The organism is Anaerobiospirillum sp. NML120511, from assembly GCF_023050955.1.
In the GTDB taxonomy this organism is placed as follows: Bacteria; Pseudomonadota; Gammaproteobacteria; order Enterobacterales; family Succinivibrionaceae; genus Anaerobiospirillum.
The window spans coordinates 26771-40862 of record NZ_JALKIK010000007.1; the positions used below are offsets into that span (position 1 = coordinate 26771).

The 14092-nt window shown below is 53.8% G+C and carries 10 protein-coding genes; 7 read left to right on the top strand and 3 right to left on the bottom strand.

Annotated elements, in window-relative coordinates:
• Positions 1 to 48 precede the first annotated feature (48 nt).
• A complete protein-coding gene (locus tag MXE39_RS03305) occupies positions 49 to 1395 on the bottom strand; it encodes an amidohydrolase family protein (RefSeq protein WP_246977247.1) in 1347 nt (448 codons plus the stop codon).
• 616 nt (positions 1396 to 2011) lie between these two features.
• Between MXE39_RS03305 and MXE39_RS03310 the strand changes: the two genes are divergently transcribed.
• From MXE39_RS03310 to MXE39_RS03340, 7 genes are all read left to right on the top strand, one after another.
• Complete coding sequence (locus MXE39_RS03310; RefSeq protein ID WP_246977248.1) at positions 2012 to 2665, top strand: NUDIX domain-containing protein; 654 nt, start codon at positions 2012 to 2014, stop codon at positions 2663 to 2665.
• 896 nt (positions 2666 to 3561) lie between these two features.
• Entirely contained in the window at positions 3562 to 4386 is an 825-nt protein-coding gene (gene cpdA / locus MXE39_RS03315) for a 3',5'-cyclic-AMP phosphodiesterase (protein WP_246977249.1), read from the top strand.
• A 597-nt stretch (positions 4387 to 4983) separates the two neighbouring features.
• Entirely contained in the window at positions 4984 to 5571 is a 588-nt protein-coding gene (locus MXE39_RS03320; RefSeq protein WP_246977250.1) for a YqiA/YcfP family alpha/beta fold hydrolase, read from the top strand.
• Positions 5572 to 5993: 422 nt separating this feature from the next.
• Positions 5994 to 6725 carry a response regulator transcription factor gene (locus MXE39_RS03325; RefSeq protein WP_247073782.1) on the top strand — a complete coding sequence of 244 codons (732 nt, stop codon included), beginning with the start codon at positions 5994 to 5996 and terminating at the stop codon, positions 6723 to 6725.
• Positions 6726 to 6802: 77 nt separating this feature from the next.
• Positions 6803 to 8815, top strand: a complete 2013-nt coding sequence (locus tag MXE39_RS03330) for a HAMP domain-containing sensor histidine kinase (protein WP_247073784.1) — start codon at positions 6803 to 6805, stop codon at positions 8813 to 8815.
• 341 nt (positions 8816 to 9156) lie between these two features.
• Entirely contained in the window at positions 9157 to 10311 is a 1155-nt protein-coding gene (locus MXE39_RS03335) for a hypothetical protein (protein ID WP_246977253.1), read from the top strand.
• Between the two features lie 94 nt (positions 10312 to 10405).
• Positions 10406 to 10681 (top strand): hypothetical protein, encoded by a 276-nt coding sequence (locus MXE39_RS03340; RefSeq protein ID WP_246977254.1) that lies wholly within the window; start codon positions 10406 to 10408, stop codon positions 10679 to 10681.
• 272 nt (positions 10682 to 10953) lie between these two features.
• On the opposite strand, the gene MXE39_RS03345 is transcribed toward MXE39_RS03340, so the two are convergent.
• Together MXE39_RS03345 and MXE39_RS03350 are read right to left on the bottom strand one after the other, a co-directional pair.
• Positions 10954 to 11460 (bottom strand): rhodanese-like domain-containing protein, encoded by a 507-nt coding sequence (locus tag MXE39_RS03345; protein WP_246977255.1) that lies wholly within the window; start codon positions 11458 to 11460, stop codon positions 10954 to 10956.
• An 880-nt stretch (positions 11461 to 12340) separates the two neighbouring features.
• The gene (locus MXE39_RS03350; RefSeq protein ID WP_246977256.1) at positions 12341 to 13762 is read right to left on the bottom strand and encodes an MFS transporter; all 1422 of its coding nucleotides are present in this window, start codon (positions 13760 to 13762) and stop codon (positions 12341 to 12343) included.
• Between the last annotated feature and the right edge of the window lie 330 nt (positions 13763 to 14092).

Sequence of the window (14092 nt, forward strand, 5' to 3'; positions counted from 1 at the left end):
GCCGCTGCTGCGCCAGGCCAGCGTCAGTGCGGCGGCGGGCCTGCGCTCTTAGTGGTTGAAACGCAGGGCCATGGCCTTGCCCGGCTCTGAGCAAATCCTGCTGTCAGCAACTACCAGATTGCCTGAGGCAATGGTGTGGGTGACCATGCAGCTGAAAGATTCGCCCAGCATTGGGGACCACTTGCACAGGGAGGCAATGTCATCCTGAGTTACGGTGTAGTGAACGCGCGGATCGATGATGGCGATATCGGCAAACCAGCCTTCCTTGATGGCGCCGCGCTTTTCAATGCCAAAGCGCTCGGCCACATTGATGGTAGCGGCCTTTATGCCTTCTTCAAGGCTGATTTCGCGACGGCGGGCCAGCTCAAAAATGACATTGAGGCTGAACTGCACTGATGGCAGGCCTGAGGCCACGTTGAGGTACTTGTCGCTCTTCTTGACGGCCAGCTCATGAGGGGCGTGATCGGTGCCGACAGTGGAGATTACACCGGTGCGCAGTCCCTTGAGCAGGGCCTGACGGTCACGCTCAAACTTGACGGCCGGGTTGCACTTTAAAAAGCCCTTGAGGCGCTGATAGTCACTGTCGTTGAAGAACATGTGAGGGATACAGACCTCGGCTGATACCTGGCGCTCATGTAAAGGACCGTGGGCAAACTGAGCCATCATGGCTACTTCCTCAGCTGAGCTCAGGTGCATGATGTGCAGGCGCTTTCTGGTAGCCAGAGCAGCTTCAATGGCCAGTTTTGAGGACTTGAGGCAGCAGTCGCGGTTGCGGATTACAGGATGCATTTCAAAAGGAATATCATCGCCGTACATTTCCTTTGCCCTGGCGGTATTGGCGTTTATGATGCCATTGTCCTCGCAGTGGGTAGCTACCAGAGCAGGTGAGGCTTCAAACATCTTATAAAGGGCGCTGTCATCATCAAGCAGCAGATTGCCTGTGGTTGAGCCCATGTAAATCTTGATACCGGCAATTTCATGAGGGTCAACGCGCTTGACCTCCTCAAGATTGTTCTCACCGGCGCCCAGATAGAAGGCGTAATTGACCATGCTGTCACGGGCGGCAATGGCCTTTTTGTCATGCAGGGCCTCAACAGTGGTGGTGGACGGGCTGGTGTTAGGCATTTCCATGTAGGAAGTCACACCGCCCAGAGCTGCAGCTACGGACTCAGTGGCAATGGTGCCCTTATGCTCAAGACCAGGCTGTCTGAAGTGCACGTGGGCATCGATAAGACCTGGCAGCACCAGCTGGCCGGTACAGTCAATCTCACGATCGGCCTTTTCATTGATGGAAGGCTCAATACGGGCAATGGTATCGCCCTCAATCAGGATTTCTGTCTGACGGAAACCACTGTCAGTAAGAGCAGTAGCATTCTTTAAAACAATCTTGGACATGGTTTACCTCATTTGATAACCGGCACTGACAGCCCCATTGGTTCTGATCTTCTGCTGCCTTGATCTCAGCTCAGTACCAGCTGTGCTGTCGCTGTCCATAGTTTAACAAATTGAGCCGCCTGTGACGCCCCGCCGCCGTCGCAGCCGCCAGAGCCGGCAGCTGCGGCAGCGGCCGGGCGGCCGGGGCCATGGCCGTGACCAGGCACCGGGCCATTGCCTGGCCCATAGCCAGTCCGGGACTACGGCCTGTCTGTGACCATGGCCCGGCCTGGGGGCAGGCTCAGATGGTTGCAACTTTTGAGGGCGGGCGGGACTGAAATTATCAAAAGTAAGTGAACTGTGCGGCATTGCTGCAATATGGACCGGTCGGAGCATTTCGCGCCTGACAATTAAGGTTACAATAGCTTTGCCAGGGTTCATCCCTGTAGCCATGAGGGCGCACCTGGTCGCAGCGTAAGGACAGGCCATATTGCGCACAAAAGAGGTGTGGGCACCACGGATACAGCCGTGCATGTTATCTGGTGCTGCCACAGACTATGTGCAGGGGCCGCTGGGCCGCAGACAGCACCGCCTGCCGGGTGCCCATGGGTTTTTATATCATCAGGTGTTTTCTTTTATGGACAGATTTGACGAGCTGGCTGCTCCACGTTTTACTATCAAGGATGTCGAGGTTCACGAGCAGACCCGTCTGTACGAAAGGCGTTTTGCCCTCGATCTCTACCGTGTTTCCCACCGCAAGTTCAACGGACACACTACCCGTATTCTCGACCGCATAATTTTTGAGCGCGGTACCGATGCCGTAGCCATTCTTCCTTTTGACCCGGAAAGTGGTGAGGTTGTGCTCATCGAGCAGTTCCGCCCCGGCGCCTTAAAGGATCCTGTATCCCCATGGCTCATTGAAATCGTGGCCGGCATGATTGACAAGGGCGAGAGTGAAATTGAGGCTGCTATCCGTGAGCTTCAGGAAGAGTCAGGCATCAAAATCACAGCTGAGCACCTGCACTACATCAACTCAGTGTACCCAAGCCCGGGCGGATGCTCTGAGCGCGTCACTCTCTACATTGGCAAGATCAAAGCTGACCATCTGCTAAGCCATGGCGGTCTGGACAGCGAAGAAGAGGACATACGCATCTTCAAGATTCCGGCCCAGAAGGCCTTTGAGCTGTGCCGCAACGGCCGTATCTGCAATGCCGCTGCCCTCATGGCTCTGCAGCATCTGCAGATTTACTACGATGAAATCTGTCAGTCCTTTGCCCAAATCATGGACTAAGCCCGGCGCCGACCTGCGCATGCGCGCATGACGCAGCAATACTGCCGTGTCCGGCAGGACTGAGCGCCATGTCGGCGCCTCTGCAGCAACGGCAAACGATGTCAGCCCTGATAGCCCCTGGTGGTTGTCAGGGCTGTCTGTTTTCCGGCCGGCGCATGCTGCGGACGCCTGATGGGCCTTCACAGGCACAGGTATGCTTTCACACTGAGACTGGCATCAGGGACATGGGGCTTTTGCCGGTATAGTGGCAAGGGCAGGGAGCACAGTGAACGCTCAGGTTCAAATCACACGTATATTTAGCGGTCATAGAGGCTGTTGGGACGGGCTGTGATATGTGGTGAGGGGCCTTTTGTGTGATTTATGGCAAATTTGCTGAAAAAAGTTCTCCAATCTGCGCAATCGATGGCAAGAATGTTATCGGATTAACTTTTCTTGAAATTATTATCCGGTAATATATGCGCACGGGATTGCGCCCACGCCTGACGTAGGCATCAGAATGCTCCACAACAGCCAGTCTGCATGCTTTAACGGGGGCCGTCAGGGCACCTTGATGTGCAGCAGGCACAAAGGCACGATGGCACAGTCCAGTACTGGACCGGACAGACTACAGTCAGCGCCTGCTTTGACAGCAGACAGCCGGGTTTTATGGTCCTGTTGAAGTTGTTTATGTTTTTTTCCTGATCAAGGATTTTGGCTCAATTGCCTCTGTAATTCACATCAGGTATCCCTGTACTGGCATACAGGAAGTACTCACCTGCAGGCAGCTGCACCTTCAGCTGCGCGACTTGCGGTTGCCCCAGTGGCAGCAGCGGCTGATTTGCGGCTGTACTGACCTGGGCTGTTTTGCTTTTTAGAAATACTGAATGACAGGCAGTTAAGTTTCTGGCGGTTTTGGCATGACTACATTTAATCTGCAGTTGAAAGGCGATGAGGAGCATATCAGCGTCCTCCAGCTCACCGACTTACATCTGTTTGCCGAGGAAGCCGGGACCTTGCTGGGAGTGCGTACTGCTGATTCATTCAAGGCCGTACTTGAGGCTGTGGCCAATCAGTCACTGCACTTTGATATTGTGGTAGTAACAGGCGATATCAGTCAGGATTACTCAGTAAGCTCCTATCAGCGTTTTGCCCACGCCATTGCCATGCTGCAAAAACCGGTATTCTTTGTGCCGGGCAATCATGATGACGGTCCTTTGATGTACCGTATCCTTCACAACTTCGGCGTTCACACCGAACGCTCCCTGATTTGCAACAACTGGCAGTTCGTTTTCCTCAATTCTGAAGTCTACAGCGTTCCTCATGGCTGGGTAGAGCGCGATCAGCTCAACTACCTCAAAGCCTGCTGTGACAACCATCCTGAGCTCAATACAGCCGTACTGGTCCATCACCTGCCACGTCTGGTCAGGAGCAACTGGCTTGATACCCAGACCATGCATAATCAGGATGAGTTCAATAACTTCATAGCCGGTTTCCCAAATATCAAACTGGTACTCAGCGGCCATGTTCATCAGGAGTATGACCAGGTCCACGACGGTATTCGCTATATTGCTACCCCGTCAACCTCCATTCAGTTTGAGCCTTTATCCCACGATTTTGCCCTCGACATGCAGGGCCCGGGCTGGCGCTACCTGCGCTTTGACCGCAACGGCGGCATCGACACCCAGGTCTTCCGTCTGCCATCTGGCCGCTTCATCCCTGACACAGGGGTAGGCGGTTACTAAAACCCATACCTCAATGACTTCAAGGGGCTCCCCGCCCCACATCTCCCACGCCATGCCTGCCCACGGGCACAGGCTTTGCCCTCCGGGCGCCAGCCTGCACCGGCAGTCTGCACACGACAGCCAGTCCGCAGCTTATCAGGCCAGGTCCATTGCTGGCCGGGCACTCATCCCTGTACCCATCCTCTGCTCCGGCCCACTTGCCTGTCACCGTCCCCGTTCCTTTGCTCTTCAGCGCTTTTCCAGGCACAGGGCTGATCTGTTTTCGCCTTTCATACCGTTCTTCAGATCTTGCGCATCAGTACTGTCAGGCCTGAACTGGCTCAGGGGCTTGCCTTGTGTTCTGTTCTGTCAGCTCATGTCGCTGGCCATGCGGCCCGTTGCCCGGAGGGTTTGCCGGTGGGTTGGCCGGATAGTCCCTGTAATGGGCGGGCCGAGGCTGCAGGGGGCTTTAATCATGGGGCTGATGGGTCTAAACTTGTTTTACGCCTGTCAGCGGCCTGCGAGCGGAGCTGCACTGTCTTTGCAGTGCGTTACTTGCTGTGCAGTCCTGTTCTGTGCCAATGTTGCGGGCGGGCTTTGTTCACGAGAGTATTACTGATGCAGATTTTCTATATTCACGGCTTTTTGTCCGGCCCTAATGCCATGAAGGCTACCATGATACGCAACTATCTTAAGGAGCATGGCCGCGACGACCTGGTCTTTGAATCGCTGAGCTTTCCTGATACCCCACGTGAGGGCGTGGCGGCTATATTTGAGCACATTGATGCCTGGGTAAAGAAGCATGAGGGCCAGCCTTTTGCCGTGATAGGCAGCTCCCTGGGCGGCTTTTACTCCAGTCTGGTCGGAACCCGCTGGCCATGCCGTGCCGTGCTGCTCAATCCATGTGTCCACCCTCAGGATTATTTTGTAAAGCTTACTGGTCCTCAGTACAACGCCAATACTGACTGCCACTTCGAGCTTACCCCTGACATGCTGACTTTCCTCAAAGAGCAGGATGAGACCATTAAGGTTAATGTCCCATCAGTAAAGGTCTTTCTGGGCACTGCTGATGAAGTGCTCGACTACCGCCGTGCCCTTGAGTTTTATCATGGCTGCGATATCCGCATTGTCGAGGGAGCTGACCACGCGCTTACCGAGGGTTTTGAAGAGCTGATCCCTGAGATTCTCGGCTTTATCAAGGGCTGACAGCCGCGTTGACCGTCAGGCTGAGCGCCTGGCTGCCAGCCAGGCAGGCCTGCGTTGCAGGGCCTGAGTCTGGCAGGGCGGTGCCAGGCAGGACACTGCCCTTTTTAAGCCCGGTTATGCCGGGATGTCGGGAGTGTTAACCGGGATGGTGCAGGAGCGTGCCTGAGGGCGCGGCCGGTGGGCTGGCCGTCTGCGTGATGACTCTGGTCTCTGGCCAATCGCGGGCCATCTAAGGAAAAGCTAAGCAATAGGCTTTTACAATTTAACTGACGGCAGCTGAGGTCAGTGTGCTGTCATCTGCCGGGCGCAGCGCTGTTTTGGTTGCTGGCGTACCGGACGGTCACAGAGCATTACCGGTCTTTGTGGCTGTATGCATGCAGGTCTGCTCAAAGTGCAGATCGAGGGACAAGGAGCAATGAAGTATGCGCATTTTACTGGTTGAAGATGATGAGATGATTGGTCAGTCCGTGGCTGATAACCTGGCAGATGCTGCTTATGCCGTAGACTGGGTGAAGAACGGACATGATGCGCTGGAGGCTCCTTTTGCCGCCGAGTATGACTGCTGTCTGCTTGATCTGGGCCTGCCTAAGGTGGACGGTATTCAGGTGCTTGAGTACTGGCGCAAAAACCAGCTCAAAAAGCCTGTCATTATCCTCACCGCCCGCGATGATACTGGTGACAAGGTGCTCGGTCTTGATAAGGGTGCTGACGACTATGTGGTCAAGCCTTTTGAGATGTCAGAGCTGCTGGCCCGTATCCGTGCCGTGACCCGCCGCCGTGAAAGTGCTGCTGCTGACGGATCCATTACTTATGGCGATCTGTGCCTCAATCCTGCCAACCATGAAGTACGTATTACCAAGGGACCAGGTCAGGAGAGTGTTGTAGTGCTTACCGGCCGTGAGTTTGCTCTGTTTGAAGCTCTGATGGCCCGTCCTGGCGCTGTTCTGTCCCGCGATGCCCTGGAGCACCGCATTTACGGCTGGGACGATGAAATCGATTCCAATGCCGTTGAATACATTATCTACACTCTGCGCCGCAAGATTGGCTCTGAGTACATCAAGAATATCCGTGGCGTAGGCTGGAAAGTTAACAAGGTTGACTCAGCTGCCGCCGCAGCCGCACCTCAGGGTGACAAGACTGAGGGCTCCTGGTAACAGGCTTTCAGTCCCCCTGACACAGTACTTCCACCTGGCACGGGCAATACCGGTGGCAGCCTGAAAATTTCCCGTCTATGGAGGAAGGTCACGTGCAGCTCAATCACAACGAAAGCTCTGAGCATCAGCGACAGAGCGATGCCGCTGCTGAGCGTCATTCAGGATCGGCTGGATCTGCAGCCCTGGCCGCAGCTGCCGATGCCCTTAGTGATGACGACTTCCAGCAGTACACCCAGGATCAGGGCAAGGCTCAAAGCGGCCAGGCCCAGGATGCTGGCGGCACCGGTGCCTCTGAGTCACCTGAGGCTGCTTCAGCCGCGCCGGCCGTTCCTTTGGCCGCTGCACCAGCTGCCACAGCACCAGCTGCCGCTGCGCCAGCTGCTGCTCCGGCAGGTGGCGCTGCAGCTGGTAGGGGCAGCGCCGCTGAGGGAGACAGCCGTCGCCGCTGGCGACTGATACGCAAGCGCCGTCGTACCAACGACTTCATGCGCTCGCTGCAGTTTCGCATCATGGTGCTCTTTTCTCTGGTAGGCCTGGTTACCACTGCATGTATGGGCATTATGTCCTACATGAAGATTTACAAAACGGCTCAGGAATTCGTTGACGAGGAGCTCTCCCAGATTTCTCTGGTGGCCATCAACTACAAGATGATTATCCCGCGTCGCTGGGAGCCGCCACGTAATAATCACACCCGCATTTTCCGCGTGCAGAGCATCAATGGACGACTGGTGCTTACTTACGGTGTCAGTGAGTTTGGCGATGACAACGGCGGAGCCGACAGGACCGATGGCGCTCCTGCCGTAGCCCCAGATGCCGGCGGGCCGGATGCAGGTGCCCCTGCTCGGGGACCGGGACGCGGACCTGGTCGTGCTCAGGGCAGAGGCCGCATGATGGGCGATGATGTCCCACCGCTTACTCCGTCCATTTTTGATATTCACAAGTTTAAGTACGACATCATCATTGCGCCTCTGTTTGGCCGCCCAGGTGATGCCCTTTATATTCCTCATGGCGTAGCCGACGGCTTTTATACTCTGCTGGTGGCAGATCAGCGTGTGCGTGCCTTCGTGTCCACCAACACTACAGGTCAGCGCTTTTTGGTAGCCAGACCACTGAGCTCAATTGACAGCATTACCCGTCAGGCCCTGATTACCTCTATCTGGCAGTTTATAGGCATTAATCTGCTGTTCATCCCGCTGCTGATGGTGTCGGTCAAGCTGATGTTTGTCACTCTCAATAAGATTGCCAAGTCACTATACAAGCGCTCTGAGGATGACCTAAGCCCGGTTATTCCGGAAAACCATACCGGCTTTGTGCCCTCAGAGCTCGACAGCTTTATTCTGGCGCTCAATCGACTGTTCAGTAAGGTCGATGATGGCATTCAGTCCAAGCGGCGCTTTATTGCTGATGCCGCCCACGAAATGCGTACGCCGCTCACCGCGCTGTCGTTACAGGCTGAGTCTCTGGAAAAAGAAGAGCTCTCTCCTGGCGCCCGTCTTAAGGTCCAGCGCCTTAAGGACGGCATTTCCCGCGAGCGTCAGCTCATGACCTCGCTGCTGACTCTGGCCCGAGAGCAGAACCGCACTGATCTGATGATGGAGACCATAGACATTTTTGATCTCTACACCAGACTGATTGATGAGCAGGAAGTGCTGGCTGACCGCAAGGGCATTGACCTTGGTGTCGAGGGCAATGTTCAGTTCAAGATGGTCTCTGACCGCATGCGTCTTATGCGTATCATGTCCAATCTGCTGTCCAATGCCATCAAATACACCCCTGACGGCGGCCGCATTGACCTGATGGCCCACAAATTTGATGATGGCCGTATTCAGCTGATTGTTCAGGACAATGGTCCTGGCATTCCTGAAGACCACTTAAAACATATTCTTGAGCCTTTCTACCGCGTCTGCGGTGATCGCTCCGAAATTCAGGGCACCGGCCTGGGCCTTGCCATTGTTAAGGCCAGCTGTGACAGCATTAATGCCCGCCTTGAGTTTGCCAACTGTTCGCCTCATGGCCTTGTGGCAACTGTAACCCTTATGCCTGAGGCCCAGCCACACCCTGGCGACAAGTCAAACCGCCTCCTGTCCTGATACTTATCTACAGTCATTACGACAGGCTGACAGTATGCCTGCCAGCCATCCTGCCGGCCAGCCTGCGGCCCAGACCTGCGGCCTGCAGCGCTGCCCGCTTGCTGGCCTGCAACGCAGTCGGCCGCCCGGCTTGCGGCCATCCCGGCGGGTGGTGATTATGAGCCACTATGCTATGGGCTCATTCGTGCAGGGCAGTATGACCTGTCTTCTTATTGAGCTAATTTGCCTGAGCTGCCGCCGCATGGCGGTGTGAGCTGAACAGGCCAGCTGCCGCTCTGGCCGGCTGGAGTATTTTCTAAGTCAGCAGCCTTCGGGCAGCTGGCCGGATATTGGAGTTTACTGTGAGCACCAGAAAAGCAAAATCATCAGAGTCAGCTGCACCTGTGGCAACTGTCAGTGCCGATAACACTGGTGTTGCTCAGAATGGCGGCGGCCCAAAGATGCCGCGAACTCTGCTTACCAAAGGAAAGAGCTGCTGCTTCCTGTGCGTTTATAAAAACGTATGGGTAAAGGCCCACAAGGATAAGGACGGCAACGACGTTCCAGCCCGATCCATGCCGGCCAAGCGTACCAGCATAGGCAAGATATTAGAGCCCGACGGCATAGGCGAAGTCTTTCTTTATGATGACTTCCTTGAGGAATATCCCGAGCTCAGGCTCTACCGCGTCATGCGCGTGGGCAAGAGTCAGTTTGAGTTCATTCCCCGTGAGCCTGATCCTAAATTTGGAGATATGCCCAGCCTGCGTCCCAGGATGCCTAATACCCTTCTGGCCCGCTCTACCTACGGCTGGTATCTGTGCACCTACAAAAACAAGTGGACCCCTGCTCACACTGATGAAAACGGCAATTTCGTACCGGGGTCATCCCGTCCGATCAGACGTAACAGCATAGGCAAGATCAACTCGCCTGACGGCCTTGGTGAGGTCATTCTCTATCCTGAGTTCCTCAAACAGCATCCTGAGTTTATCGGCTATAAGGTCGTTCGTACCGGTAAGAACACCTTTGACGTTACTCCATATGAGGAGGAAGAGACCGGCGCTGTTTCTCTGCCAGAGACTGTTTTGACCAGGAGTAAAAGCGTCTGGCTGGTACAGACTCCGCTTACTGTCTGGCAGCCGTCCCATGTAAATGAAAAGGGCGCAAGGGTGGCCGGAGCTACTTACGAGGGCAAGCTAATCAGCATTGGCAGTATTTCAAGCAAGGATGGCACAGGTCCGGTAAAGCTCTATGAGCGCTTCCTGGCCCGTTTCCCAAAATACATGGGCTATGATGTCTACCGTGCAGCTGATGGCAAGTTCCATTTCCATATGTCCGAGAGCAAGCTCAAAGCCGATGAGCAGGCTGCCGCCCGTACTGAAAAGAACCGCCAGAACAGGAAAAAGGCAGCTCTCAAGGCAAGTAAGAAGCTCGAGACTGAGCGCGCAGCCAAAAAAGGATCGGAAAAGAAAGCTGATAAGGAAGCCAGCAAGGCAAACAAACAGGCGGCCAAACAGTAAGCCAGACAGTAAGCCAAACAGGCAAACAAACAGGCAGCTCAGTGCATGACATGTTAATCAGGCTGTTACCGTGTTTGGTCTGCAGGAGGCCTGTATGAAAGAGTACTTAGATAAAATCTACGGTTACATTGCCAAGGCCAACATTGAGGCTGTTGCGGCAGCTGTAGCCGCAGGTGCAATGAAGGGAGCAAACGAAAACGATCCTCTGGATCCTGCTCCTGTATCATTCCGTTACCTTAATACAGCCCGTTGGCCATCAAAAAGTAGCAATAAGTCATCGGCAGAGGGCGCCATAGTCAGCAGAATTGACCGCGACAGCATCGGCTTCGGCAGCATCGACCGCAGCGTCAGGCGCAAAGGCAAAAAGTAAAGGCAGTCTGACTGAGGCTTAGATCTGAGGGCCGTTGTCTGATATCTTGCTGTCGACCTTATGCAAAAAGCCCTGGTGTCAGACTTTTTGACATCAGGGCTTTTGTGCTTTCGCGACTTTGTGCTTTGGCTTTGCAGGCCGGACCATTGAAAAAGAGGATGCTCCATGGCCTTTTGGCCTGAGGGGCATCCTCTTTTTACTGGACCGGGGCGCTGCAGGCTGCGTCAGCAGGCTGTGGCGGCCAGGTGGTACGGGCAAGTGGTGTTTAAAGATTACTTGAGAGGTACTACTGCACGTACAGCTTCTTCAAAGGACTTTGCAGGAGGCTCGGTGCTGAGCTCGTGCTCCCAGGTAATGATACCGCCCATGTTCATGAGATGCTTGTAACCGGCGCGCGACATATTGTTCATGGCAATGCCGGAGCGGCGGCCGGAGCGGCAGTAAAGCAGCACTGGAGTGTCTTTTTCCTTGAGTACTTCCAGACCCTTGAATGAGGTGATATCGCCATGCGGAATGTTAAAGGCACCTGGAATGTGGCCATTTTTGTACTCATTTTCAGAACGTACATCAATTACTATGGCGGCATTCTTATCGATAAGGGCCGCAGCTATGGTCTGCTTGACGTTAACTGGGCTCTCAGAGAGCTTGAAATCCTTAACGTTATCAAGGAACTCATCACCGGCAATGGCGGTAAAAGCAGGGAACATTAAAGCAACTCCGATAACAAGGCCTGAAATAAGGCCACGTGCTTTCTTACTGACAAAAGTGTAAATCGACATGATCTCACCTGCTGAGTATTACTGTAGAAATTGTACTGAATTGATTCCTGCCACACATAAGTATGCATAGAACGCATGGCTGTACTGAACATTGTACTGAAATCCGCAGTAAGCGCTGCAGCGCGCATAGAATATATAAAAGAGAAAGCCTGAGCACGAAAGATAAAAAAAATTGTTAGCTCAGGCTTACTTTCAGTACATTTTCAGTTTACGCCACTTTGTCAGGTGATAACAGATAAATCAGATAAATATGCCCCAGACATGAAGTGCATACCCAAAAATAGATACGTAAAACCAGGATTTTGAGAGTATAAAATATCAGGTGATTTCACCCTCAATCCCATAGTTTAGCCGTTTGCGCAATCTTGCGATCTGACTGCAATTTTAATCAATTAAGGAACAGGCTGAAAAAACATAAATTGCGCATGAAGATCCAGAAATGTGCGCTCTCTTAAATTTACTTTGCAAAAATTGCCGTGAGTCAGGTGCTGTAAATACAGGCATAGCCGTCATTTATGACGGTAATTTCATAAGCAGAAGCAAAATTTGATAAAAGTTGCTGTAAGGATGAAGGGGCTTCAGGAGGAATGGTCTGGGGCAATGGTCTGCTACGCTGGCATAGGCCAGGGAACCTGAGCTGGATGTATGGCAGGTGCCATGGGGATGGCACTGGATGTATGGCAGGGGCCTGTGAACATTAGATTGATGTATGGCAGGTGCCATGGAGATGGCACTGGATGTATGGCAGGGGCCTGTGAACTGTAGCTGGATGTATGACAGTGGCCATGGAGCGGGCACTGGATATATGGCAGGGCGAAGGGACGATGTCTGGGCAGCACAGCTGCCGTGGCCGGCCGTCAGGCCACAGGCAGATGCGTGCTCAGTTCAGGCCTTTTTCATTGGCCTTGTTAATATCGGAGAAGCGGCTTGCTGACATGATGCGGTTTTCAATGCTCTCAAGGGTCAGACGCCCCGGGTTAGGAAGGTAGAGCATATTTATGTAAAGCAGCAGCAGTGAGGAGATAAATCCCACAGCCAGAAGTCCGCTCAGGCCGTAGGTATGAATAACAGGGGAGTACATCTGCATGCTGCCCAGCAGGCCTATGCCATGGGCCATGAAGATGGAGGCAAGACCAAATTCGCGGCCACGGACAGGCATGAGCTCAGGAGCAATGGCTGCAATAAAGACCATGAAGCTGCCCAGGCTGAAGAGCACGAAAATCATGATCGAAATAAACAGAATGAACTGCTGAATCGTGCCCGTCGGGAATAATGAGCTTACCAGGGCGGCACCAAGGGCGGCTAATGCGATAGCCGAGCTGTAGAGCACCACCAGTCGGCGCTTGTTGCGTTCAATAGACAGGGCATGCAGAAATACGCCTATAAATGCCATGAGGAAAGTGGTGTAGATAACCTGGTTGTTAACTGAAAAGTAGCAGGATTCATTATTGAGGCAGATCAGGTACAGCGACATATTGTCGATCAGCACATAAGGGATGACACTGACGCCTCCTACATTGAACAGAAAGGCAGCTATGCACATGTAGCTGAGGAGCCTGCGGTAGACGGTATTTTGCAGGAAGAACTCAAAACCTCGGGACTCACCACGGCAGCACTCATTGATTTCGGCAAGCTCACGTGCAGCGGCACCCATGTCATGACGCAGCTTGAAAAGCACAGACAGAGCGGCATCGGTAGAGCCGGTCAGAGCAAGATAGCGTGGCGATTCACTGAGCTTTACTATGGCTATGGACACCAGAATGATATTGGTGATGAACAGGCCGATGAATACCAGGAAAGGGTGATCAGTGACCTCAGCTGAGGCAATGAAAGAGAAAAAGCCGCCTGCCATGACGCCTACAGGTGTCATCATCAGTCCCATGCCGCGATTGACCGGGAGCATGATTTCGCAGTTGTAAAGCGAGGCTGAGACCAGATAGAGGCCCAGGGAGAATCCTATGACCAGCTCTGAGCACAGCAAAATGGAGAAATTGGGAGCTACCAGTGAGGCAAAGATAGCAAGTGAGCCTACGGTGATGGCAGAGATAATGGAGAGCTTGCGTCCTGAGCCATAGTTGACGTATCCGGCAATGAATACACCAAAGATAAAGCCCAGGATATAGGTTCCGGAGATGATATCAGCCTTGCTGTCGGCAATCAGGAAAAAGTCGGAGACTATTTCATGGTTGATAAATACAGAGCCAAGATCGAAGCCAAAGATCATACCCATGGCCGCAACAAGGGCAACATGGGGCAGAGGCCACAGGGCTATGTCCTTAATCGAGCTGGAATATAAAGGCAAGGGCACTCTCCTGGAAAAGGCTGACAGACCGGATAAAGCATGCCACTGCCGGGCAGGCAGCTGGCGCAGGCGGAGCCAGAGGCAGCGACTGGCGCTGCTGCAGCTGCGCAGCGCAACTGCCGGGGCAGGTACTGAGAACAGGATTTCTGTAAAGTCATGGACCGCAGCATGCTCAACAGACAGTGCTGCCTGGCCATGCAATGGCCGGGTCCGGTAAAGTCTGAGCACACAGCACGCTTGTGTGCCTGCAAAGCTTATCCGCTCATTCTAAATCAAAGAGCCCGAAAAATCCCGCCCTGGCGCCCCGACACTGTGCACTTGTTCCCGGCG